A 21753-nucleotide genomic window follows, 5' to 3' on the forward strand; every position below is an offset into this window, starting at 1 on the left:
TCGGCGGCACCCGGCAGACTGGCCCCATGGCGAAGCAGCTGGGCGCGAAGCCCCGTATCGGTCTCCTCGGCACCGGCCCCTGGGCCGCCCGGACGCACGCTCCGGCGATCGCCGGGCACGCCGGCGTCGAGTTCAGCGGCGTGTGGGGCAGGCGCCCCGAGGCGGCGGCCGCGCTGGCCGCGGCGTCGGGCACGCGCGCGTACGACGAGGTGGACGCCCTTCTCGCGGTGAGCGACGCCGTCGCGCTGGCGCTCCCGCCGGACGTCCAGGCCCCCCTCGCGGTGCGGGCCGCCGAGGCCGGCTGCCACGTCCTCCTGGACAAGCCGGTCGCCACGACGGTGGACGGCGCCCGCGCGGTGGCCGAGGCGGTGGAGGCGGCCGGGGTCGCCTCCGTCGTCTTCTGCACGCTGAGGTTCGCGGAGCCGACGGCCCGCTGGATCGAGGAGCGGGCGGCGGCGGGCGGCTGGTTCCTGGGCGAGGCGCACTGGCTGGGCTCGCTGTACGGCCCCGGTTCCGACAGCGTGTACGCGGCCTCCCCCTGGCGGCGGGAGAAGGGCGGCCTGTGGGACGTCGGCCCGCACGTCCTGTCGGTCTACCTGCCCGTCCTCGGGGACGTCACGGCGATCACGGCGGCTCCCGGCCCGGGCGACACCCACCACCTGGTCCTGCGGCACGCGTCGGGCGCCGGCAGCACGGCCACCCTCACCCTCGGAGCGCCGCCGGAGGCGGCGGAGGCGGCCCTCACCCTGTACGGGACGGACGGCCGCGCGGAGATGCCGTCGTGGGACGGCGCGCTGGGCGCGTTCGGCGCGGCCGTCGACGCCCTCGTCACGGCGGCCCGCACCGGCACCCCCCACCCCTGCGACGCCCGCTTCGGCCTGCGTCTGACGGAGATCCTGACGGAGGCGGAGGCCCGGGCCGCCGGGGCGGCCCTGCCGCAGCCGTAGCGGCGGGTGCGCGCGGCCCCCGGGGCCGGAACCGGTCACGGTGTCGAGGCGGTCCGGGAGCCGGTGGCCCCGGTCGTCCTGGTCCGCCGCCCCGGCCGGGCACGGCACCCCCCGGCCCGTCACCCCGGTCGCCCGGACGTCTGCCCGCGGCCCCCGCCCACGCTCTCGGCCAGCGCGGCGCACAGGGCGGTGAGCGCGGCCCCGAACAGCCGCTCCGGCGGGGTCGCGTAGCCGACCACCAGGCCGTCGCGGTGGCCGGGGCCGGGCGCGTCGGGGTGGCGGTAGGAGGCCAGGCCGTCGACGGCGACCCCGTGCCGGGCGGCGGCGGCGAGGGCGGCCTGCTCGGTGCCGGGCGGCAGCTCCAGGACGGCGTGGAGCCCGGCGGAGATGCCCGTCGCCCGCACCTGCGGGACGTGGTCGGCGAGCGCGGCCGTGAGCCGGTCGCGGCGGGCCCGGTGCCGCTGGCGCATGCGGCGGACGTGCCGGTCGTAGCCGCCGGAGACGAGGAGGTCGGCGAGGGTGAGCTGGTCCGTGGCCGAGGAGTAGGGCTCGCGTTCCCCCTTGGCCGCGACGACGGGGTCCACGAGCGCGGCCGGCAGGCACATCCAGCCGATCCGCAGCATGGGGGAGAGGCTCTTGCTGACCGAGCCGACGAGGACGGTCCGCTCGGGATCGAGACCCTGGACGGCGCCGACGGGCCGCCGGTCGTAGCGGAACTCCCCGTCGTAGTCGTCCTCCACGACGAGCCCGGCGGACCGGCGCGCCCACTCCAGGGCGCCCGCGCGCCGCTCCGGGTGGAGGGGGCCGCCGGTGGGGAACTGGTGGGCGGGGGTGAGCAGTACCGCGGCCGCCGAGGGCGGGATCTCGGCGACCCGGGCCCCGTCCGCGTCGACGGGGACGGGGAGAGTGGTGACCCCGGCCTCGGCGAGCAGGCCCCGGTGGAACGGCAGTCCGTACGCCTCGACGGCCCAGGGCCCGGACGCGCCGGTCACCCGGGCCAGCAGCCGCAGCGCGTGGGCGGCGCCGGAGCAGACGACGATCCGGTCGGGGTCGGTCCGCACGCCGCGGGCCCGGGCGAGGTAGGCGGCGAGCGCCCGGCGCAGTTCGAGGCGGCCGCGCGGGTCGCCGATGCCGAACGCCTCGTGCGGCGCCGCCGTCAGGGCCCGCCGGGCCGCCGCCAGCCAGGCCCCGCGGGGGAAGGAGCCGGGATCGGGCCTGCCCTGGACGAGGTCGTACGGGGGCGGGGGCGGCGCGGCCGCGCGCGTCGGCCCGGGGGCGGGTGCGGCGACCCGGTCGGCCACGCGGGTGCCGGACCCCTGGCGGGCGGTGAGCCATCCCTCGGCGACGAGCTCGGCGTACGCGTCGGCGACCGTGTTGCGGGCGACTCCCAGATCGGCGGCGAGCGACCGATAGGGCGGCAGCCGCGTCCCCGGGGCCAGCCGCCCGCTCCGGACCGCCTCGCGCAGCGCCCGGATCAGCGCGGCCCGCCGGCTTCCGCCCGCGGCCTGCTCCAGGTGCAGGTCGATCCCGAGCCCGCCGGCCGCCGTGTCCTCCACCCCGCTCACCGTGCCCCCTCGTTCCTCGCCGGGCGCGGTCTCAGCGGGACAGCGCGTCGCGCACGGCGTCCTCGGAGCGGGCCACGACGGCGGTGCCGTCCTCCGCGGTGATGATCGGCCGCTGGATGAGCCGGGGGTGTCCGGCGAGGGCCTCGATCCACCGGTCGCGGTGCTCCGCGTCCCGGGGCCATTCCTTCAGCCCGAGCTCCTTGGCGTCGGCCTCCTGGGTCCGGGTGATGTCCCACGGTTCGAGGCCGAGCCGGCCGAGGACCTGCCGGATCTCGTCGGCCGAGGGCACGTCCTCCAGGTAGCGCCGCACCGTGTAGTCGGCGCCTTCGGCGTCGAGCAGGGTGAGGGCGCTCCGGCACTTGGAACAGGCGGGATTGATCCAGATCTCCATACCCCACACGGTACCCCCCACGCCCTTGTCCACCACCCCCCAAACCCTGTCTGGCCAGGGGCGATTGTCAGTGGGGGCCTCTAAAATAGGGGGTGAAGGTGAGGGTCCCGGGGAGGGCCCCCATCCCACTGTTCGTCAGGAGGTAGCCCATGGCTCTCGCCGCGATCCGGACGCCGTCCATCGAACCCTGGAAGCCCCTCCAGCGGAGGCCCCTGCCCGCGGGCCGTCCCCGCGAGTGGTACGTGACGCACAACCGCCGTCTCAAGGCCATGCGCCTCGCCATCGCCCTCCTCGACGCGGGCGTCTACCTCCCGTCGAAGGCGACCAACGCGACCATACGCACCACCGCCGAGTCCGTCGGCATCCACCCGCCCTCCGACACCACCTGCCGCATGGTCCGCGCCCTCATCCGCTACGGCCGCTGACCCCGGGCCGTCTCCCGCCGCACGACGACGGCGAAGGCCGCCGCCCCGGTGTTCCGGGGTGGCGGCCTTCGGTGCGTGCGGGGTGCGGCCTAGAGGTCGAAGTAGAGCTCGAACTCGTGGGGGTGCGGGCGGAGCTGGATCGGGGCGATCTCGTGGGTCCGCTTGTAGTCGATCCAGGTCTCGATGAGGTCGGAGGTGAAGACACCGCCGGCCTGGAGGTACTCGTTGTCGTCCTCGAGGGCGCGGAGGACGGCCTCCAGGTTGGTCGGGACCTGCTGGACGTTGGCGTGCTCCTCGGGAGCGAGCTCGTACAGGTCCTTGTCGATCGGCTCCGCGGGCTCGATCTTGTTCTTGATGCCGTCGAGGCCCGCGAGGAGCAGGGCGGAGAAGGCGAGGTACGGGTTCGAGGACGGGTCCGGCGCGCGGAACTCGACGCGCTTGGCCTTCGGGTTCGAGCCCGTGATCGGGATGCGCATGGCGGCGGAGCGGTTGCGCTGCGAGTACACCATGTTGACCGGGGCCTCGAAGCCCGGGACCAGGCGGTGGTACGAGTTCACCGTCGGGTTGGTGAAGGCGAGCAGCGACGGGGCGTGCTTGAGGATGCCGCCGATGTAGTAGCGGGCGGTGTCCGAGAGGCCCGCGTAGCCGGTCTCGTCGTAGAACAGCGGGTCGCCGTTGGACCAGAGCGACTGGTGCACGTGCATGCCCGAGCCGTTGTCGCCGAAGATCGGCTTCGGCATGAAGGTCGCGGTCTTGTTGTTGCGCCAGGCGACGTTCTTCACGATGTACTTGAAGAGCATCAGGTCGTCGGCCGCGGCGAGCAGCGTGTTGAACTTGTAGTTGATCTCGGCCTGGCCGGCGGTGCCGACCTCGTGGTGCTGGCGCTCGACCTGGAGGCCGACGTTCTCCAGCTCCAGGGAGATCTCGGAGCGCAGGTCGGCGAAGTGGTCGACCGGCGGGGCCGGGAAGTAGCCGCCCTTGTAGCGGACCTTGTAGCCGCGGTTGTTCTCCTCCGCACCGGTGTTCCAGGCGCCGGCCTCGGAGTCGATGTGGTAGAAGCCCTGGTTCGCCGAGGTCTCGAAGCGGACCGAGTCGAAGACGTAGAACTCGGCCTCGGGGCCGAAGTACGCGGTGTCGGCGATGCCGGTGGAGGCGAGGTACGCCTCGGCCTTCTTCGCGATGTTGCGCGGGTCACGGCTGTACTGCTCGCCCGTGATCGGGTCGTGGATGAAGAAGTTGATGTTCAGCGTCTTGTCACGGCGGAAGGGGTCCACGCGGGCCGTCGACAGGTCGGCGCGGAGCGCCATGTCGGACTCGTGGATCGCCTGGAAGCCGCGGATCGACGAGCCGTCGAAGGCGAGCTCCTCCGCCGGGTCGAAGGCCGTCGCCGGGATCGTGAAGTGCTGCATCACGCCCGGGAGGTCGCAGAAGCGGACGTCGACCATCTTGACGTCGTTGTCCTTGATGAACTTCTGGACCTCGTCGGCGTTCTGGAACCCGTGCTTCTCGGACATCCAACTCCTCCTACTCCCGGCCCGGGGAGGGGCGGGGTTTGCAGCTCGGTCGTGCGGCCAGTGCGGTGGCACACGCTGGACCCGACCATAGGCAGACGGGATTTCTCAAGCATGACCCAATTGTTTCGTCGAAGTTAACCGGGGTGGGTGCCGCGGCGCACCCCGGGCGCGCGGTGCCGCCGTACGCGTACCCGGGCCGAACTGATCAAAAACGGGCGCAGTACCGTGGTCGGGTGGACAACAGGCAAGCACTCGGATCTTGGCTCTCCGGCCCCCGCGCGGCGGCCGAGGACGCAGGCGTCGACTTCGGCTACCGCGGTGAGCAGCTCGGGCTGCCCGAGGAGGGGCCCGGTTCCATCGCCCGCCCCGGACGGCGGCTCGGCGCCCTGGCCGTCGACTGGGCCCTCTGCATGCTGATCGCATACGGCCTGATCACCGACGGCTATGACCAGGCGACGGGCAACTGGGCCCTCGGCATCCTCCTGGTGCTGAGCGTGCTGACGGTCGGCACCGTCGGCTCGACGCCCGGCAAGCGCCTCTTCGGGCTGCGGGTCGCCTCCGTGCACGGTGGCCGCCTGGGCCCGGCGCGGGTCGCCCTCCGCTCCGTGCTGGTCTGCCTCGCCCTCCCGGCCCTCATCTGGGACCGCGACGGCCGCGGCCTCCACGACCGCCTCTCCGGCGCCGTCCAGGTGCGCATCTGACCGCCCTCCCCGCGCCGCCGGCGCGGGGACACGAGGAAGGCCCCGGACCGACGGTCCGGGGCCTTCCTCGTGTGTGGGGTGGGATCAGCGCGTCTTTCCGCCACGCGGCATCCGCATGCCCTTCGGCATCGGACCCTTGGGCAGCGGCATGTTGCTCATGAGGTCGCCCATCGCCCGCAGCCGGTCGTTGGCTGCGGTCACCTGGGGGCCGGTGAGCACGCGGGGCAGCTTGAGCATGGTGGTGCGCACCTTCTTCAGCGGCACCTGGCCCTCGCCGTCGCCGACGATGATGTCGTGCACCGGCACGTCCACCACGACGCGGTTCATGCGCTTCTTCTCGGCCGCGAGCAGCGTCTTGACCCGGTTCGGGTTGCCCTCGGCCACCAGGACGATGCCCGCCCGGCCGACCGCGCGGTGCACGACGTCCTGGCTGCGGTTCATCGCGACCGCGGGGGTCGTGGTCCAGCCCCGTCCGACGTTCTGGAGCACCGCCGCGGCCGCGCCCGGCTGGCCTTCCATCTGTCCGAAGGCCGCGCGCTCCGCGCGCCGCCCGAACACGATGGCCGCCGCCAGGAGCCCCAGGACGAAGCCCAGGATGCCCAGATAGACCGGATGACCGATGAGGAAGCCGATCCCGAGGAGGACACCGAGTACCACGATGCCCACGCCCGCGACGACCAGACCGACCTTCGGGTCGGCCTTCCGGGTCATCTGGTACGTGAGGGCGATCTGCTTCAGTCGCCCTGCGTTCGCAGCGTCAGCGCTGCCCGTGTTTGCCTTCCTCGCCATGTCCTGAAGTTTACGTGGCTCGCGAGGTGCGCCCGGACGCGGCCTCCATCACATGGTGAGCCTCGACCCGGTCCTTGGCGCGGCGGCGGTCCTCCAGGACGGAGTTCCAGGCGTTGCGCCGTGCGGTGCGCTGTCCGGCGCCCAGGAGCAGCGCCTCCACGGCCTTCAGGGCGTCGGTGACGGACGGGATCGCGGTGACGCGGACGTGCGTCGATGCGGCCGGCATGCGGGGTCCTCCCTCGATTGCGGGTGAGACGAGGTGGGGGTGTGAGCGGGTGGTGGCGGTGAGTGAATCCAGGCTCACAGATCGGTGTTACCAGGGCGTGACCCGGTGGTCAAACACTGATGAAACGTTGATGAGCCCGGTCGGGCGAGCGCCGGAACGCCGGTGCGGCCCGTACCCCCCGCTGAGCTGCGGGGCCGTACGGGCCGCACCGGATTCGGCCACTACTGACCGGTAACTACTTGTGCGCGGATTCACACGGACGCCGCGCCCGCCGCGTGCCGTCTCAGACGGCCTGCGTGGCGTTGTCCACGGCGCCGCGCTTCTCGATCGCCTGCTGGAACAGCCGGCCCGCGCGGTACGACGAACGGACCAGCGGGCCCGACATCACTCCGGAGAAGCCGATCTCGTCGGCCTCCTCCTTCAGCTCCACGAACTCCTGCGGCTTCACCCAGCGCTCGACGGGGTGGTGCCGGACGGAAGGGCGCAGGTACTGGGTGATCGTGATGAGCTCGCAGCCCGCGTCGTGCAGCTGCTGGAGCGCCTCGCTGATCTCCTCGCGGGTCTCGCCCATGCCGAGGATCAGGTTCGACTTCGTGACCAGACCGTAGTCACGGGCCTGGGTGATGACGTCCAGGGAGCGCTCGTAACGGAAACCGGGACGGATCCGCTTGAAGATCCGCGGCACCGTCTCGACGTTGTGCGCGAAGACCTCGGGGCGGGAGGCGAAGACCTCCGCCAGCAGCTCCGGCACCGCGTTGAAGTCGGGGGCCAGCAGCTCGACCTTGGTGCGGCCGTCGGCGCGGCCCGCCGTCTGCTGGTGGATCTGGCGCACGGTCTCCGCGTACAGCCAGGCGCCGCCGTCCTCCAGGTCGTCGCGCGCGACGCCGGTGATGGTGGCGTAGTTCAGGTCCATCGTGACGACCGACTCACCGACCCGGCGCGGCTCGTCACGGTCCAGCGCCTCGGGCTTGCCCGTGTCGATCTGGCAGAAGTCGCAGCGCCGGGTGCACTGGTCACCGCCGATGAGGAAGGTGGCCTCGCGGTCCTCCCAGCACTCGAAGATGTTGGGACAGCCCGCCTCCTGGCAGACCGTGTGCAGACCCTCGCTCTTCACGAGGCCCTGCATCTTCGTGTACTCCGGACCCATCTTCGCGCGGGTCTTGATCCACTCGGGCTTGCGCTCGATGGGGGTCTGGGCGTTCCGGACCTCCAGGCGCAGCATCTTGCGTCCGTCGGGGGCGACTGCGGACACATCGGCTCCTGTAGCTTCGATTCTTCGGCGCACACCAGGGTACGCCGTTGCTTCCCATGCCTTACTACGTCTGGCCAACCTCTGGCCAGGGCCCTGCATTCCTCCGGGCGCTCCTCAGGCCGAGGCCGGTTCCACCGGACGCTCGATCTCGCGCGGCTTCAGCTCCGCCTGCTCCAGGACCTCCCGCAGGTGGCGCTCCACGACCGGGAGCACCTCCTCGATCGACAGGTCGCGGCCCAGTTCGTTGGCGAGCGAGGTGACGCCCGCGTCGCGGATGCCGCACGGGATGATCCGGTCGAACCAGGCGTTGTCCGGGTTCACGTTCAGGGCGAAGCCGTGCATGGTGACGCCCTTGGCGACCCGGATGCCGATGGCGGCGAGCTTGCGGTCCTCGCGGCGCTGGCCGGCGTTGGACGGGGCGTACTCGGGGCCGTTCAGGCGCGGGTCGAACTCCTCGTCCGTCAGCCGCGGGTCGAAGTCGAGCGACAGCCCGCCGAGCGACGGCCGCTGCTCGACCGGATCGCCCAGGACCCAGACCCCGCTGCGCCCCTCGACCCGCGTCGTCTCCACGCCGAACTCGGCGGCCGCGCGGATCAGGGCCTCCTCCAGACGGCGGACGTGGGCGACGACGTCCACCGGACGGGGCAGCTTCATGATCGGGTAGCCGACGAGCTGGCCGGGGCCGTGCCAGGTGATCTTGCCGCCGCGGTCCACGTCCACGACCGGCGTCCCGTCGAGCGGGCGCTCGCTCTCCGCCGTGCGCCGGCCGGCCGTGTAGACCGGCGGGTGCTCCAGGAGCAGACAGGTGTCGTCGATCTCGTCGGCGAACCGCGCGGCGTGCACTTCGCGCTGCCTGTCCCAGGCCACCTGGTACTCGACGGCGTCCGCGCCGAACCCCAGGCGGACGAATCGCAGCTCACTCACGGCCATGCCTCCTCCTGAGTGCCGGGACCGGGGACCGGGGATCATCCCGGGCCGGTGCGGCACCATGCGTCATTCGCGCCCATGCCACTGTACGGCGGTCGGCGGGGCGCACCTCCGGCAGGTGACCGGGGACGCCTACGTCAGCGATGCCATCAATCCTCACACGATCGGATGAATGTGGGGCGAAGGTGGCGGTACGGGCCGTCCGGACCGCTAAATTCACGCCGTTCCATGAGGGTCCGACGGGGCTGCCGCCGGGACCCGGAAGGCAGGAGACCGCACAGCTGATGACGGAACGACCACCGCAGCGCATCCCGAACCGCCAGCTCGCCGCACTCATCGCGGAAGCCGGGTTCTCCAACGCGGGTCTCGCCAGACGGGTCGACCAGCTCGGTCTCGAACACGGCCTCGACCTGCGCTACGACAAGACCTCCGTGACCCGCTGGCTCCGCGGCCAGCAGCCGCGCGGCACCACCCCCGCCCTCATCGCCGAGGTCTTCACCCGCCGCCTCGGCCGCCGGCTCTCCGCCCAGGACCTCGGCCTCGACGCCTGCGCCCCCGTCTACGCGGGCCTGGAGTTCGCGGCCACCCCCGAGGAGGCCGTCGACATCGTCAGCGGCCTCTGGCGCAAGGACTCCGGCAGCCACGCCGAACTCCGCAAGATCGCCTTCACCCCGGCGGGCCTCGTCGTCCCCAGCCGCGACTGGCTCATCGGCCGCGCCGACGACCGCGTCGCCCGCGGCGAACCCGCCCCCGGCACCGCCCGGCCCGCCGCCGCACCCCCGCACGACCCCCGCGTCCCCGCCCAGGGCCGCTTCTCCGTCCCGCGCCAGCGCGGCACGGACCGCGGGCCCGGCCAGCGGGTGACCACCGGGGACATCGCCGCCCTGCGCTCCGTCGGCGAACTCTTCCGCACCCTCGACCACGCCTACGGCGGCGGCCACGCCCGCCAGGCACTCGTCCGCTACCTGGAACACGAGGCCGAACCCATGCTGCGCGGCACCTACGGGGAGTCCGTCGGCCGCCGCCTCTTCGCCGCCGTCGCCGACCTCACCCGGCTCGCCGGCTGGACGTCCTACGACATCGCCGCCCACGGCCTCGCCCAGCGCTACTTCGTCCAGGCCCTCCGCCTCGCCCAGGCCGCCGGCGACCGCGCCTACGGCTCGTACGTGCTCCTCACCATGAGCTGCCAGGCCGTCTACCTCGGCCACGGCCGCGAGGCCGTCCAGCTCGCCCGGGTCGCCCAGCAGGGCGTCGGACCCGCCGCGCCGCCCGTCGTCCAGGCGATGCTCCACGCCATCGAGGCCCGCGGACACGCCGTCCTCGGCGAGGCCCGCGCCTGCAGCGCCTCCCTCGTCCGCGCCGAGCGCGCCCTCGAAGCCGCCCGGCCCGGCGACGACGTGCCCTACTGGGCCCGCATGTTCGACGAGGCCCAGCTCGCCGACGAACTCGGCCACTGCCACCGCGACCTCCAGCAGTACCGGCCCGCCGCCCAGCACGCCGAACGCGCCCTCCAGCTCCGTGCCCCCGGCTACGCCCGCAGCCGCCTCTTCTGCCGGGTCGTCCTCGCCACCTCCCGCCTCGCCCTCGGTGAGCTCGACCAGGCCTGCGCGCTCGGGGCCGAGGCCGCCCAGCAGGCATCCGAGATGCGGTCCGCCCGCGCCGTCGAGTACGTCCGCGACTTCGAGCGGCGCCTGGAGCCCTACCGCGACGCCGCCGCCGCGCGCACCTACCGGGACCGCGTGGCCACCCTCGGCTGACCCCGCCACCCCCCGCCCCGGGCGAGACCGGGCCGGCCCTCCGTGTGGGCGGGCACACGGGACGGCGCGCTCGGCCGCGCCTCCGCCCCTGGTTCCTCGACCCGCACCAGCTGTGCGTGGCACAACGGGGTGCGGGTCCAGGCCCTAGGGGAGTGCCGCCCCGGCGGGACAGTCGCCCAGAGCGGGACGGGGCGCCGGACACGGTCAGGCGGCCTGGGGGCGGGGGTGGGGGAGGGACGGGGGGAGGCCGAGGTCGGAGAGGACGGCGGAGGCGGCACGGTGACCTGAGGTCAGCGCGCCGTAGGCGGTGCTGGTGGCCCGGTGGTCGCCGCAGACGTAGAGCCCCGCGAGGAGGCGGACGGAGCGGCGGGCGTCGTGCGGGGGAGCCATGACGGGCACGGCGTCGCGGGTGTGGTGGAGGGCCAGCAGCTCCCATTCGTCGGTGGACGTGCCGTACAGCGTGGCGAGGTGCTTGCGGACGCGCCGCTCGGTGTCGTCGGGCGGAGTGCCCAGCACCGTGGAGGTGACGAGGGTCCGGCCGGCGGGGGCGCGGCTGGGGTCGACGGCGCTCATGACGGCGGTGTGGGCCACGGGCCCGCCGGGGTCGGACTCCAGGAGCAGGGTGGGGTCGGTGGTGGGCGCGACCGGGGCGGTGTGGTGGAGGACGGTCAGGGGGTGGAAGGCCGGGACCCGCAGGCCCGGCAGGAGCGCGGCGGCCGACCGTGCGCCGGTGGCGAGGATCATCGAGCGGCAGCCGATCACGCCGTGCTCGGCCGTGGTGACCCGGGAGACGGACGCCTCGGTGACCCGTACGCCGGTGCGGACGGTGCCCGGCGGCAGGGTGGCGGCGAGCCGTTCGGGCAGCGCCGCCGAGCCGCCCTCGGGGGCGGAGAGCCGGCCGCGGGCGAACGCGCGGAGGACCAGGTCCGCCTGACGGCTCGACGTGCGGAGGTCGGGGTCGGCGAGGAGCGCCGCGAGCAGGGGGCGCAGGACGCCCTGGACGGTCCGGGCGGGCAGCCGGGCGGTGAGTGCCTCGCGGGCGGTCCGCTCGGGGCGGGCGAGGAGCCGCTGTGTCGTCGTCGCGGCGAGCCGGACGAGGCTGGCGCTGAGCCGGGCCTGGTCCAGGGAGGCGGCCGGATGCCGGGGGGCGCTCGCGAGGGCGCGCGCCACGCTGAACGCTCCCCCCACGCTCCGGTGGCCGCCGCCGCGGGGGACGCCGGGGGTCCGCCGCGGGTGCGGTGCGCCCCAGCGGGCGTACCGGCCGTCGGTGTGCACGAGCACCCCGGGCCCGAAGGGCCGCAGGGCGAGGCCGTCGAGGCCCGGCAGGGCACGCAGCTCCTCGTGCGACAGGGTGAGCAGCGGTCCCACCCGGTCGAGGAGGAAGCCGTCGACGGCGTCGGTGGCCATCCGGCCCCCGATCCGCGGCTCGGCCTCCAGGACGGCGACGGAGACTCCGGCGCCGGTCAGCCGGTGGGCGGCCGCGAGCCCCGCGATCCCGGCTCCCACGATCACGACGTCGACGTTCTCCACGACGTCCGTACGCTGTGCGGTCCTTGCGCTGTCTGCGCTGCTGAGCACGTGCCCCTCCCCAGGTCGGCGCGGCCGGTGGGAGGCCTATGCCCCCAACGAGCCTCCGGAATGCCCGCGTTCGCCGTTCGGGTCGAGCCTAGGCAGCGCTCCCACGGGTGCCAGCCGCGCGTACCGGGGTGGCTGCGGCACGGGGGAGCACGGAGGCGCCGAGGGCCGGTCGGGTGCCGTCAGCGGGCCGCCGCGCGGATCGCGTCGTCGATGGTGGGGAAGGCGAACTCGAAGCCGGATTCGAGGAGGCGGGAGGGGAGGACGCGCTGACTGCCGAGGACGTCCTGGGCGAAGTCGCCGAGGACGAGCCGGAGGGCGGGGGCGGGGACGGTGAGGAGGGCGGGCCGGTGGAGGACGCGGCTCATGGCGGCGGTGACCTCGCGGTTGGTGACCGGTTCGGGGGCGGTGAGGTTGACGGGGCCGGAGAGGGAGGGGGTGTCGACGAGGTGGCGCAGGGCGGCGACCTCGTCGTGCAGGGAGATGTGGGACCAGTACTGGCGGCCGTCGCCCATGCGGCCGCCGAGCCCGGCGCGGAAGACGGGGAAGAGGCGACCCCAGGCGCCACCCTCGCGGGCGACGACGAGACCGGTGCGGGCGTAGGCGACGCGGATGCCGGCTTCCTCGGCGGGGGCGGCGGCGGCCTCCCACTCGACGCAGACGGAGGGGAGGAAGCCGGTGCCGGCGGGGGCGCTCTCGTCGACGGCGCGGTCGCCGGTGTCGCCGTACCAGCCGAGGGCGGTGCCGCAGACGAGGGTCTGCGGCGGCTGGGCGAGGGAGGCGAGGGCCTCGGCGACGGCGCGGGTGCCGAGGACGCGGCTGTCGCGGATCTCCCGCTTGTACGCCTCGGTCCAGCGGCGTTCGCCCACGCCGGCGCCGGCCAGGTGGACGACGGCGTCGACGCCGACGAGCCCGGCGGCGTCGACGTACAGCCGCTTGGGGTCCCATTCGACCTCGTCGGCGGTCCTGGCCGGGTGCCGGACGAGACGGAGGACGTCGTGGCCGTCGGCGCGCAGGGAGCGGACGAGGGCGGAGCCGATGAGCCCGGAGGCGCCGGTGACGGCGACACGCTTGCGGGTGGCGGAACGCTGCATGGGCCCATCCTGCCCCTTCCGGGCCGCCGGATGGCACAGTGGCCGTCATGACCGTGCCGGAGACGCAGACACGCACCGCCGGGCCCGACGACGAGGACGCGCTCGGCGCCCTGGACCGGGCGGCCTGGTCGACCCTGCACGCGGTGCTGCCCGAACCGGAGGAGCCGTACGGGCCGTTCTTCGACGAGCGCCACCGGCCGGAGGACTACCTCGTCGCGGTGCGCGGGGGCGTCCTCGTCGGATACGTGCGGGTGGTGCCGCCGACGCCGCTCGCGGCGGGCGCCCATGTCCGGCAGGTCCAGGGGCTGGTCGTCGCGGAGTCCGCCCGGGGGCGGGGGGTCGCGAGGGCGCTGCTGAGGGCCGCGATGGACCGGGCGCGGCGGGACGGCGCGACCCGGATCACGCTGCGGGTGCTCGGCCACAACGCGCCGGCCCGGGCGCTCTACGCCTCCGAGGGCTTCGCCGTCGAGGGTGTCCTGCCGGGGGAGTTCGTGCTGGACGGGGCGTCCGTGGACGACGTCCTGATGGGGCGTTCGCTCGGGGGTGTCCCGCCGGTCATGCCGGGCTCGACAGGACACCCCTAGGGCCTGTCGCGCAGCAGCCGCAGGCCGCCGGTCAGCTCGCGCAGGCAGCGGACGGCGAGGCCGGCCGGTGCGCCCTCGCCGTGTACGGGGGCGTCGTCCGTGCCGGCCCAGCTCTCCAGGGCGGTCCGGATGGCGGCGGTGGCCGCGGCGGCGGCGAGCCGGACCTCCAGGGGGTCGGCCTCCGGTCCGGCGAGCCCGGCGACGACCTCGCGGAGCTTCTCCTCGGACTCCTGGTTGACCCGGTACCAGACGGCCCGGAGGGCGGGGTCCTCGGCGGCGGCGCGCAGCAGTCCGCGGGTCCAGCGCAGTCCTTCGGCGGCGGCCTCGTCCCCGGGGGTGAGGGAGGCGGCGACGGAGTGTTCGAGGACCCGGGCGAGGCCGGTCCCGCTCTCGGGTCCCGCCGCCGCGAGCTGCTCCCGCCAGCGGTCGGCGCCGCCGGCGAGGAGCGGGGCCACGGCGTCCTGCTTGGAGCGGAAGTACCGGTAGAAGGTGCGCAGGGCGACCCCGGCCCGCTGGGCGATGTCCTCGGCCGTGGTGGCGTCGGGGCCGCGCTCGGTGAAGAGCTCGGCGGCGGCACGGGCGATGTCCAGCTGGGTGGCGGCCTTGCGGCGCTCCGTCAGCGAGGGGGAGGGGGGCTTGGTGCTCACCGTACGAAGCGTACGCCTGCGACTGCCGGAAGTGCACGCTGTGCCCATATGGCAAAACGTGCCACTCGGGCGTACGGTGGCAGCATTCCACGGAAAGCTTGACTTCGAGAGGTTGCCGCCATGAACCACCTGACCCGTTACGAAGGACGCCGCGCCCTGATCACCGGCGGCGGCTCCGGCATCGGCCAGGCCACCGTCCTGCGCGTGCTCGCCGAGGGCGGCCGGGTCGTCGCCGCCGACATCAGCGAGGACGGCCTCAAGGACACCGTCGCCAAGGCCGGCGACGCCGCCGACCGGCTCACCACCGTCGTCCTGGACGTCGCCGACGAGGCGTCCGTACGCGCCGGCGTCGCCGCCGCGGTCGAGGCCCTCGGCGGCCTGGACGTGCTGGTCAACGCGGCCGGCGTGCTGCGCTCCTCGCACACCCACGAGACGAGCCTGGACGCCTTCGAGCAGGTGATCCGGATCAACCTCACCGGCACCTTCCTCGTGATCCGCGAGGCGATACCCGCCCTCCTGGAGGGCGACGGCTCCGCGGTCGTGAACTTCTCCTCGACCTCCGCCATGTTCGCCCACCCCTACATGTCCGCCTACGCGGCCAGCAAGGGCGGCATCCAGTCCATGACCCACGCGCTCGCCGCCGAGTACGCCGGCCGGGGCATCCGCTTCACCGCCGTGCAGCCCGGCTCCATCTCCTCCGGCATGACCGACGGCACCGGCGCCAGCCGCCAGAGCGTCGGCCCCGGCCTCCCCGAGGACGCCGACCTCTCCCTCTTCGTGAAGCTCGCCCCCGCCCTCGGCCGGGGTTTCGCCGGCCCCGAGACCGTCGCCGGCGTCGTCGCCATGCTCGCGAGCGAGGACGGGAAGTTCATCACCGGCACCGAGGTCCGCATCGACGGCGGCACCCACTTCTGACGGGGTCCGCGACGGGGTCCGCGACCACGGCGGCACCCCCGTCCGGCCGGACGGGCGTACCGCCTACGCCGTCCCGAAGCGCTCCCACAGCCGGGGGAAGCGGGCGGCGAGGACGTCGTCGTCCGCCAGGTCGAAGGGGGCGCCCAGCGGCTCCCCGCCCGGCATCGGGATGCCGAGGTCCGGGGTCTCGGCGCCGGTCAGCGCCTCGTACGCCTCGTCCGCGGCGAAACCGATCTCCTCGCCGTCCCCGTCGATCTCCACGTCGAAGTCGTCGAGGAGCTCCGCCAGCGCGTCCGGGTCGTGCACGGCCCCCTCGAACACCTCCCGGCCCTGGCCGATCAGCCAGCACCGGAACGAGTCGAAGGCCTCGTCGCCCGCCCCGTCGAAGAGCACGGCCGCCGCGCCCCACAGGTCCCAGAGGTACGCGCGGTTGAAGCGGGCCTCGAAGTGGCGCGCGTAGTCGAGCACGGAGTCGGGGTCCAGCTTGGTCAGCCGTTCCACGAGAAGATCGGCCTGTTCCTCGGGGTCGCCCTCGGCTTCCCGGCGGGTGGCGTCGATGATCTCCCAGAACTCGGTCTCGTCCATCACGGGACCAGCATCCTGCCCCGGCGGGGGCGACGCACCCGGAAAGACCGAATTGAATCCGGACAGAAGGTGTCCGGCTTTCCTGGCAGCCTGAGTTCCATGACGACTGACACCACACCGCTGCGGGGACGGATCTGCCTGGTGGCCGGGGCCACCCGGGGCGCCGGACGGGCCATCGCCGTCCAGCTCGGGGCCGCCGGCGCCACCGTGTACGTCACCGGGCGCACCACCCGCGACCGGATCAGCGAGGTCGGCCGGTCCACGGAGACCATCGAGGAGACCGCCGAACTGGTGACGGCCGCCGGCGGCGAGGGTGTCGCCGTCCCCACCGACCACCTGGAGCCGGAGCAGGTCCGCGCCCTCGTCGAGCGCGTCGACCGCGAGCGGGGCCGGCTCGACGTCCTCGTCAACGACGTCTGGGGCGGCGAGCACCTGCTCGCCTTCGGCCGCAGGACCTGGGAGAACGACCTCACCGGCGGGCTGAGGATGCTCGAACTCGGGGTGCGGACGCACGCCATCACCTCGCACACCGCGCTGCCGCTGCTCATCCGCCACCCCGGCGGCCTCGTCGTCGAGGTCACCGACGGCACCACCGCGTACAACGGCACCCGCTTCCGGGAGAACCTCTTCTACGACCTCGCCAAGAACGCCCCCCTGCGGATGGCCTTCGGCCTCGGCAAGGAGCTGGCGGAGTACGGCGCCACGGCGGTCGCGCTCACCCCCGGCTGGCTGCGCTCCGAGCAGATGCTCGCGGCCTTCGGCGTCACCGAGGAGAACTGGCGCGACGCCGTCGCCGACACCCCCGACTTCGCCGTCTCCGAATCCCCGGTCTACGTCGGCCGTGCCGTCGCGGCCCTGGCCGCCGACCCCGGCCGGCAGCGGTGGAACGGCGCCTCGCTCTCCAGCGGACAGCTCGCCCGCGAGTACGGCTTCACCGACGCCGACGGCTCCCGCCCCGACGCCTGGGGCTTCATCGTCGCCGGCGAGACCGGCAAGCCCGACCCGGCCGACTACCGGTGACCCGGGACGCCCCCGGCGCCCGGCGTCAGTCGTACAGCGCGGCCAGGGCGCGGGCGGCGTCGGCGAAGCGGGTGCGGAGGGCGGCGGGGGAGAGGACCTCGGCGTCGGCGGCGAGGGTGAGCAGCTGGGAGAGGGCGACGTCCTCGCTCTCGACGGGGAGGGTCGCGGTGACACGGCCCTCGGGGTCCCGGGAGGCACCGGCCAGGGCCTCCTCGGCCGCCGCGCGGTCCGTGACGTACGGAAGGCGGCGGGCGCCGGCCTCGGAGAGCCGGACGACGACCCGGGCGCGCAGCAGCGAGCGGGCGAAGTCGGCGGACCGTTCGGCCCAGAAGGCGGCGAGGTCGAAGGACTCGTCCCGGACGAAGTGCTCGTCGGCGAGGGCGACGGCGGTGAAGCGGTCCATCCGGTAGGTCCGGAAGTCCGCTCCCGAGCGTGCGCACAGGTACCAGACGCCCGCCTTCAGGACGAGGCCGTACGGGGCGAGGTCGCGCTCCACCTCGCGGTCGCCGCGCCGGTAGCGGGCGGCGAGCATCCGGTCGTCCCAGACCGCCTCGGCGACCGGCGGCAGCGACTCCGGGGTCTCCGGCTCCTGGTACCAGCCGGGGGCGTCGAGCAGGAAGCGGCGCGCCGCCGACTCCGGGGCGTCGCGCAGGGAGGGCAGGAGCGCGGCGGAGACCTTCAGCCGGGCCGCCGAGGCCGCGTCCTCCAGCCCCATGTCGCGCAGCGCGCCCGGCAGCCCGGAGAGGAACAGCGCCTCGGCCTCGCCGCGCGCCAGACCGGTCAGCCGCGTGCGGTAGCCGCCGACCAGCCGGTACCCGCCGGACCTGCCCCGCTCCGCATACACCGGAACCCCCGCCTCCGAGAGGGCGAGGGCATCGCGGGTCACGGTCCGTTCCGACACCTCCAGCTCCGTGGCCAGTTCGGCCGCCGTCATCGACGGGCGGGACTGGAGCAGAAGGACCATCTTGATCAGCCGGGCGGCACGCATGAACCCATCATGCGTGCCCGCACCGACACGGGGCCCCGGCGGCCCCGCCGGGGCCTACAGGCCGTAGCGCTCGCGCGCCTCCTTCACGGCCGTCGCGCGGACCGCGCCGCGGCGGGCCAGCTGCGCGAGGGCCGCGACGACGATCGACTGGGCGTCGACGCCGAAGTGGCGGCGGGCCGCGTCACGGGTGTCCGAGAGGCCGAAGCCGTCGGCACCCAGCGAGGACCAGTCCTGCTCGACCCACTGCGCGATCTGGTCGGGGACCTGGCGCATGTAGTCGGAGACCGCGAGGACCGGGGAGTCCACGCCCTCCAGGGCCCTGCGGAGGTACGGCACCCGCTCCTCGCCGCGCAGGAGGGCCGCGTCGGCCTCCAGCGCGTCGCGCCGCAGCTCCGTCCACGAGGTCGCGGACCACACGTCGGCGGCCACGCCCCACTCGGCGGCGAGCAGCTTCTGCGCCTCCAGGGCCCAGTGGATGGCCGTGCCGGAGGAGAGGAGCTGGATGCGCGAGGCGTTCGCGGGCACGTCGAGACCGGCGGACTCGGCCGTGTTGAAGCGGTAGAGACCCTTGACGATGCCCTCGTCGATCCCGGCCGGCTTGGCCGGCTGCGGCATCGGCTCGTTGTAGACCGTGAGGTAGTAGAAGACGTTCTGGTCCTCGCCCTCGGCGGCCTCGCCGTACATCCGGCGCAGACCCTCCTTGACGATGGCCGCGACCTCGTAGGCGAACGCCGGGTCGTACGTCAGCGCCGCCGGGTTGGTGGCGGCGATCACCGGGGAGTGGCCGTCGGCGTGCTGGAGGCCCTCACCGGTCAGGGTGGTGCGTCCGGCGGTGGCGCCGACGAGGAAGCCGCGGCCGAGCTGGTCGCCGAGCTGCCACATCTGGTCGGCGGTCCGCTGCCAGCCGAACATCGAGTAGAAGATGTAGAAGGGGATCATCGCCTCACCGTGCGTGGAGTACGCGGTGGACGCGGCGATGAAGTCGGCCATCGAACCGGCCTCGGTGATCCCCTCGTTGAGGATCTGGCCGTTCTTCGCCTCCTTGTAGTACATCAGCTGGTCGCGGTCGACCGGCTCGTACGTCTGGCCCTTCGGCGAGTAGATGCCGAGCGACGGGAAGAGCGACTCCATGCCGAAGGTGCGGGCCTCGTCCGGGACGATCGGGACCCAGCGCTTGCCGGTCTCCTTGTCGCGGACCAGGTCCTTGACGAGGCGGACGAACGCCATCGTCGTGGCCATCGACTGCGAGCCGGAGCCCTTGTCGAAGGCGGCGAAGGACTTGTCGGCCGGGGCCGGCAGCGGCGCGAGCGGGTGGACGCGGCGGGCCGGGGCGGGACCGCCGAGCGCCGCGCGGCGCTCCTGGAGGTAGCGGACCTCGGGGGCGTCGGCGCCGGGGTGGCCGTAGGGCACCTGGCCGTCGACGAACTGCGCGTCGGAGATCGGCAGTTCGAGGAGGTCACGCATGTTCTTGAACTCGTCGGTGCTGAGCTTCTTCATCTGGTGGTTCGCGTTCTTCGACGCGAAGCCCTCACCGAGGGTGAAGCCCTTGACGGTCTGCGCGAGGATGACCGTCGGCGCGCCCTTGAACTCCACGGCGGCCTTGTACGCGGCGTAGACCTTGCGGGGCTCGTGGCCGCCGCGGGAGAGGTGGAAGCACTCCAGGATCTTGTCGTCGCTCAGCAGCTGCGCCATCGCGACGAGCGCCGGGTCCTTGCCGAAGAAGTCCTGACGGATGTAGGCGGCGTCGCGGGTCTGGTACGTCTGGACCTGCGCGTCCGGCACCTCGCGGAGGCGGCGGACGAGGGCGCCGGTGGTGTCGAGCGCGAACAGCTCGTCCCAGGCGTTGCCCCACAGCGACTTCACGACGTTCCAGCCGGCGCCGCGGAACTGGGCCTCCAGCTCCTGCACGATCTTGAAGTTGGCGCGGACCGGGCCGTCGAGGCGCTGCAGGTTGCAGTTGATGACGAAGGTCAGGTTGTCCAGACCCTCGCGGGCGGCCAGCGCGAGGGCCGCGGTGGCCTCGGGCTCGTCCATCTCGCCGTCGCCGAGGAACGCCCACACGTGGGACGCGGAGACGTCCTTGATGGAGCGGTTCGTCAGGTAGCGGTTGAAGCGCGCCTGGTAGATCGCGGAGAGCGGGCCGAGGCCCATGGAGACGGTGGGGAACTCCCACAGCCAGGGCAGCCGGCGCGGGTGCGGGTAGGACGGCAGGCCGTCGCCGCCGGACTCCTGGCGGAACTTGTCGAGGTGCGCCTCGGAGAGGCGGCCGTCGAGGAAGGCGCGGGCGTAGATGCCGGGGGAGGCGTGGCCCTGGATGAAGAGCTGGTCGCCGGAACCGTCGGCTTCCTTGCCCTGGAAGAAGTGGTTGAAGCCGGTCTCGTAGAGCCAGGCCGCCGACGCGAAGGTGGCGATGTGGCCGCCGACACCGTACTTGGAGCCGCGGGTGACCATCGCGGCCGCGTTCCAGCGGTTCCACGCGGTGATCTTCCGCTCCATCTCCTCGTCGCCGCCGGAGGCGCCGATGGACGGCTCCGCGGAGGTGGGGATGGTGTTGACGTAGTCGGTCTCCAGCAGCTTGGGCAGGGCCAGGCCCGCGCCCTCGGCGTGCTGGAGCGTACGGCGCATCAGGTAGGCGGCCCGGTGGGGGCCGGCGGCCTTGGTGACGGCGTCCAGGGAGGCCGCCCATTCGGCGGTCTCCTCGGTGTCACGGTCCGGGAGCTGGTCGAGCTCGCTCGGAATCTTGCCTACGGGATCGGTCATGATCGCCGCCTTCCGGACAGGTGGGGTGGAGATGGCCTTGTCTGGCAGGACAGGGCGAAGGGCCGGGTGTGGCCCGCCGAAGACTGTAAACCGACGATCGATGATCGATCAAAGGGTTGAAGGGGAAAACCTCTTCAGATCGAGAAAGTCGGCACAGGGTGCCAGGCAAAAGGGCACCCGGTGCCTCGCTTTTGTGCCGTTTCCGCAGGTCGGACCGGCTCCCTGAGGGAGTGCGCGCACGAATGAGCGGCCCGCCGCGACGGGCCCGTTCGACTGCGGACCGCCGGGCGGGCATCGCACCGGGCGAAAGGAGAAAGGGGCGAAAGCGGAGAAGTCAGGCGCGCGGCGCGCAGCCGAGGACGTGCGCCTTCACCAGGGCGCCGATGTTCGGGTCGCCCCGGCGGAACGCCTCCACGAGCTCCTGGTGCTCCTCGGCGTACGACTTCTGGACCGTGCCGAGCCAGCGGATCGACAGGGCCGTGAAGACCTCGATGCCGAGCGTCTCCCAGGTGTGCAGCAGGACGGCGTTGCCCGCGGCCTTCACCAGCTCCCGGTGGAAGGCCACCGTGTGCCGCACCTGCGCCGTCCCGTCGGACGTCGCGTCCGCCTCGTACAGCGCCGAGACGTGCGGCTCCAGGGCCGAGCAGTCCGCCGCCAGCCGGCCCGCCGCCAGTTCGGCCGCGATCTGCTCCAGACCGGCCCGGACCGGGTAACTCTCCTCCAGGTCCGCGGCGGTGAGGTTGCGGACCCGGACGCCCTTGTTGGGCGCCGACTCGATCAGCCGCAGCGACTCCAGCTCGCGCAGCGCCTCGCGGACCGGGGTCTGGCTGACCTCCAGCTCGGTGGCGATCCGGCGCTCCACGATCCGCTCGCCCGGCTTCCAGCGTCCGCTGACGATCCCCTCCACGATGTGCTCGCGGATCTGTTCGCGCAGCGAGTGGACGACGGGGACGGTCATGAAGGCTCCTCGGGGAGTGTTGACCCTTAGACAATACGGCGGCGGGGGGGGGGGGGGGGGGGGGGGGGGGGGGGGGGGGGGGGGGGGGGGGGGGGGGGGGGGGGGGGGGGGGGGGGGGGGGGGGGGGGGGGGG

The 21753-nt window shown here is 73.7% G+C and carries 21 protein-coding genes; 7 read left to right on the top strand and 14 right to left on the bottom strand.

Going from position 1 to position 21753, the window contains the following annotated elements; translation table 11 throughout:
- The first annotated feature begins 26 nt into the window (after positions 1–26).
- The gene (locus ACZ60W_RS08395; RefSeq protein ID WP_469754593.1) at positions 27–947 is read left to right on the top strand and encodes a Gfo/Idh/MocA family protein; all 921 of its coding nucleotides are present in this window, start codon (positions 27–29) and stop codon (positions 945–947) included.
- A gap of 119 nt (positions 948–1066) precedes the next feature.
- Here ACZ60W_RS08395 and pdxR read toward each other — a convergent pair whose 3' ends face one another.
- Both pdxR and ACZ60W_RS08405 read right to left on the bottom strand, forming a co-directional pair.
- Positions 1067–2512: a MocR-like pyridoxine biosynthesis transcription factor PdxR gene (gene pdxR / locus ACZ60W_RS08400; protein WP_469754594.1), complete on the bottom strand. Its 1446-nt coding sequence runs from the start codon at positions 2510–2512 to the stop codon at positions 1067–1069.
- Between the two features lie 31 nt (positions 2513–2543).
- The gene (locus tag ACZ60W_RS08405) at positions 2544–2903 is read right to left on the bottom strand and encodes an arsenate reductase family protein (protein ID WP_469754595.1); all 360 of its coding nucleotides are present in this window, start codon (positions 2901–2903) and stop codon (positions 2544–2546) included.
- Positions 2904–3052: 149 nt separating this feature from the next.
- Between ACZ60W_RS08405 and ACZ60W_RS08410 the strand changes: the two genes are divergently transcribed.
- The gene (locus ACZ60W_RS08410; protein WP_469754596.1) at positions 3053–3328 is read left to right on the top strand and encodes a hypothetical protein; all 276 of its coding nucleotides are present in this window, start codon (positions 3053–3055) and stop codon (positions 3326–3328) included.
- Positions 3329–3417: 89 nt separating this feature from the next.
- Here ACZ60W_RS08410 and glnA read toward each other — a convergent pair whose 3' ends face one another.
- Positions 3418–4842: a type I glutamate--ammonia ligase gene (glnA, locus tag ACZ60W_RS08415; RefSeq protein WP_469754597.1), complete on the bottom strand. Its 1425-nt coding sequence runs from the start codon at positions 4840–4842 to the stop codon at positions 3418–3420.
- Positions 4843–5075: 233 nt separating this feature from the next.
- On the opposite strand from glnA, the gene ACZ60W_RS08420 reads away from it, so the two are divergent.
- Positions 5076–5543 carry an RDD family protein gene (locus tag ACZ60W_RS08420; protein ID WP_469754598.1) on the top strand — a complete coding sequence of 156 codons (468 nt, stop codon included), beginning with the start codon at positions 5076–5078 and terminating at the stop codon, positions 5541–5543.
- Positions 5544–5627: 84 nt separating this feature from the next.
- On the opposite strand, the gene ACZ60W_RS08425 is transcribed toward ACZ60W_RS08420, so the two are convergent.
- The 4 genes from ACZ60W_RS08425 to lipB all read right to left on the bottom strand — a co-directional run bounded on the left by ACZ60W_RS08425 (position 5628) and on the right by lipB (position 8734).
- Positions 5628–6332 (bottom strand): DUF4191 domain-containing protein, encoded by a 705-nt coding sequence (locus ACZ60W_RS08425; RefSeq protein WP_469754599.1) that lies wholly within the window; start codon positions 6330–6332, stop codon positions 5628–5630.
- 10 nt (positions 6333–6342) lie between these two features.
- A complete protein-coding gene (locus ACZ60W_RS08430) occupies positions 6343–6558 on the bottom strand; it encodes an SCO2195 family GlnR-regulated protein (RefSeq protein WP_366302460.1) in 216 nt (71 codons plus the stop codon).
- A 283-nt stretch (positions 6559–6841) separates the two neighbouring features.
- Positions 6842–7810 carry a lipoyl synthase gene (lipA, locus tag ACZ60W_RS08435; RefSeq protein ID WP_469754600.1) on the bottom strand — a complete coding sequence of 323 codons (969 nt, stop codon included), beginning with the start codon at positions 7808–7810 and terminating at the stop codon, positions 6842–6844.
- 114 nt (positions 7811–7924) lie between these two features.
- Positions 7925–8734, bottom strand: a complete 810-nt coding sequence (gene lipB / locus ACZ60W_RS08440; RefSeq protein WP_469754601.1) for a lipoyl(octanoyl) transferase LipB — start codon at positions 8732–8734, stop codon at positions 7925–7927.
- 287 nt (positions 8735–9021) lie between these two features.
- Between lipB and ACZ60W_RS08445 the strand changes: the two genes are divergently transcribed.
- On the top strand, positions 9022–10494 hold the full coding sequence (locus tag ACZ60W_RS08445) for a regulator (RefSeq protein ID WP_469754602.1): 1473 nt from the start codon (positions 9022–9024) through the stop codon (positions 10492–10494).
- 204 nt (positions 10495–10698) lie between these two features.
- On the opposite strand, the gene ACZ60W_RS08450 is transcribed toward ACZ60W_RS08445, so the two are convergent.
- Both ACZ60W_RS08450 and ACZ60W_RS08455 read right to left on the bottom strand, forming a co-directional pair.
- Positions 10699–12072 (bottom strand): NAD(P)/FAD-dependent oxidoreductase, encoded by a 1374-nt coding sequence (locus tag ACZ60W_RS08450; RefSeq protein ID WP_469754603.1) that lies wholly within the window; start codon positions 12070–12072, stop codon positions 10699–10701.
- 179 nt (positions 12073–12251) lie between these two features.
- Positions 12252–13163, bottom strand: coding sequence for a TIGR01777 family oxidoreductase (locus ACZ60W_RS08455; RefSeq protein ID WP_469754604.1), 912 nt, complete (start codon positions 13161–13163; stop codon positions 12252–12254).
- Positions 13164–13210: 47 nt separating this feature from the next.
- Here ACZ60W_RS08455 and ACZ60W_RS08460 point away from each other — a divergent pair, with 47 nt between their 5' ends.
- Positions 13211–13747: a GNAT family N-acetyltransferase gene (locus tag ACZ60W_RS08460; RefSeq protein ID WP_469754605.1), complete on the top strand. Its 537-nt coding sequence runs from the start codon at positions 13211–13213 to the stop codon at positions 13745–13747.
- Here the strand turns inward: ACZ60W_RS08460 and ACZ60W_RS08465 are convergent.
- Positions 13744–14394 (bottom strand): TetR/AcrR family transcriptional regulator, encoded by a 651-nt coding sequence (locus ACZ60W_RS08465; protein WP_469754606.1) that lies wholly within the window; start codon positions 14392–14394, stop codon positions 13744–13746. The genes ACZ60W_RS08460 and ACZ60W_RS08465 overlap by 4 nt on opposite strands.
- A 120-nt stretch (positions 14395–14514) precedes the next feature.
- Here ACZ60W_RS08465 and ACZ60W_RS08470 point away from each other — a divergent pair, with 120 nt between their 5' ends.
- On the top strand, positions 14515–15309 hold the full coding sequence (locus ACZ60W_RS08470; RefSeq protein ID WP_469754607.1) for an SDR family NAD(P)-dependent oxidoreductase: 795 nt from the start codon (positions 14515–14517) through the stop codon (positions 15307–15309).
- 63 nt (positions 15310–15372) lie between these two features.
- Here ACZ60W_RS08470 and ACZ60W_RS08475 read toward each other — a convergent pair whose 3' ends face one another.
- On the bottom strand, positions 15373–15894 hold the full coding sequence (locus ACZ60W_RS08475) for a DUF4240 domain-containing protein (RefSeq protein ID WP_469754618.1): 522 nt from the start codon (positions 15892–15894) through the stop codon (positions 15373–15375).
- Between the two features lie 99 nt (positions 15895–15993).
- Here ACZ60W_RS08475 and ACZ60W_RS08480 point away from each other — a divergent pair, with 99 nt between their 5' ends.
- Positions 15994–16914 carry an SDR family oxidoreductase gene (locus ACZ60W_RS08480; protein WP_469754608.1) on the top strand — a complete coding sequence of 307 codons (921 nt, stop codon included), beginning with the start codon at positions 15994–15996 and terminating at the stop codon, positions 16912–16914.
- 25 nt (positions 16915–16939) lie between these two features.
- Here the strand turns inward: ACZ60W_RS08480 and ACZ60W_RS08485 are convergent, their stop codons facing one another.
- From ACZ60W_RS08485 to ACZ60W_RS08495, 3 genes are all read right to left on the bottom strand, one after another.
- Positions 16940–17902: a helix-turn-helix transcriptional regulator gene (locus tag ACZ60W_RS08485; RefSeq protein WP_469754609.1), complete on the bottom strand. Its 963-nt coding sequence runs from the start codon at positions 17900–17902 to the stop codon at positions 16940–16942.
- Between the two features lie 54 nt (positions 17903–17956).
- Positions 17957–20662, bottom strand: coding sequence for a pyruvate dehydrogenase (acetyl-transferring), homodimeric type (aceE, locus tag ACZ60W_RS08490; protein ID WP_469754610.1), 2706 nt, complete (start codon positions 20660–20662; stop codon positions 17957–17959).
- A gap of 334 nt (positions 20663–20996) precedes the next feature.
- Positions 20997–21620, bottom strand: a complete 624-nt coding sequence (locus tag ACZ60W_RS08495; RefSeq protein WP_366302448.1) for a GntR family transcriptional regulator — start codon at positions 21618–21620, stop codon at positions 20997–20999.
- Positions 21621–21753: the final 133 nt, after the last annotated feature.

It is taken from the genome of Streptomyces sp. NPDC104202, from assembly GCF_055584185.1.

Bases quoted from the DNA above. Each gene is read 5' to 3' on its own strand.
- ACZ60W_RS08455 (WP_469754604.1), bottom strand. From the start codon at position 13,163: ATGCAGCGTTCCGCCACCCGCAAGCGTGTCGCCGTCACCGGCGCCTCC.
- ACZ60W_RS08445 (WP_469754602.1), top strand. From the start codon at position 9,022: ATGACGGAACGACCACCGCAGCGCATCCCGAACCGCCAGCTCGCCGCA.
- glnA (WP_469754597.1), bottom strand. From the start codon at position 4,842: ATGTCCGAGAAGCACGGGTTCCAGAACGCCGACGAGGTCCAGAAGTTC.
- ACZ60W_RS08475 (WP_469754618.1), bottom strand. From the start codon at position 15,894: ATGGACGAGACCGAGTTCTGGGAGATCATCGACGCCACCCGCCGGGAA.
- ACZ60W_RS08425 (WP_469754599.1), bottom strand. From the start codon at position 6,332: ATGGCGAGGAAGGCAAACACGGGCAGCGCTGACGCTGCGAACGCAGGG.
- aceE (WP_469754610.1), bottom strand. From the start codon at position 20,662: ATGACCGATCCCGTAGGCAAGATTCCGAGCGAGCTCGACCAGCTCCCG.
- ACZ60W_RS08395 (WP_469754593.1), top strand. From the start codon at position 27: ATGGCGAAGCAGCTGGGCGCGAAGCCCCGTATCGGTCTCCTCGGCACC.
- ACZ60W_RS08470 (WP_469754607.1), top strand. From the start codon at position 14,515: ATGAACCACCTGACCCGTTACGAAGGACGCCGCGCCCTGATCACCGGC.
- ACZ60W_RS08485 (WP_469754609.1), bottom strand. From the start codon at position 17,902: ATGCGTGCCGCCCGGCTGATCAAGATGGTCCTTCTGCTCCAGTCCCGC.
- ACZ60W_RS08495 (WP_366302448.1), bottom strand. From the start codon at position 21,620: ATGACCGTCCCCGTCGTCCACTCGCTGCGCGAACAGATCCGCGAGCAC.
- ACZ60W_RS08430 (WP_366302460.1), bottom strand. From the start codon at position 6,558: ATGCCGGCCGCATCGACGCACGTCCGCGTCACCGCGATCCCGTCCGTC.
- ACZ60W_RS08460 (WP_469754605.1), top strand. From the start codon at position 13,211: ATGACCGTGCCGGAGACGCAGACACGCACCGCCGGGCCCGACGACGAG.
- ACZ60W_RS08410 (WP_469754596.1), top strand. From the start codon at position 3,053: ATGGCTCTCGCCGCGATCCGGACGCCGTCCATCGAACCCTGGAAGCCC.
- ACZ60W_RS08480 (WP_469754608.1), top strand. From the start codon at position 15,994: ATGACGACTGACACCACACCGCTGCGGGGACGGATCTGCCTGGTGGCC.
- ACZ60W_RS08405 (WP_469754595.1), bottom strand. From the start codon at position 2,903: ATGGAGATCTGGATCAATCCCGCCTGTTCCAAGTGCCGGAGCGCCCTC.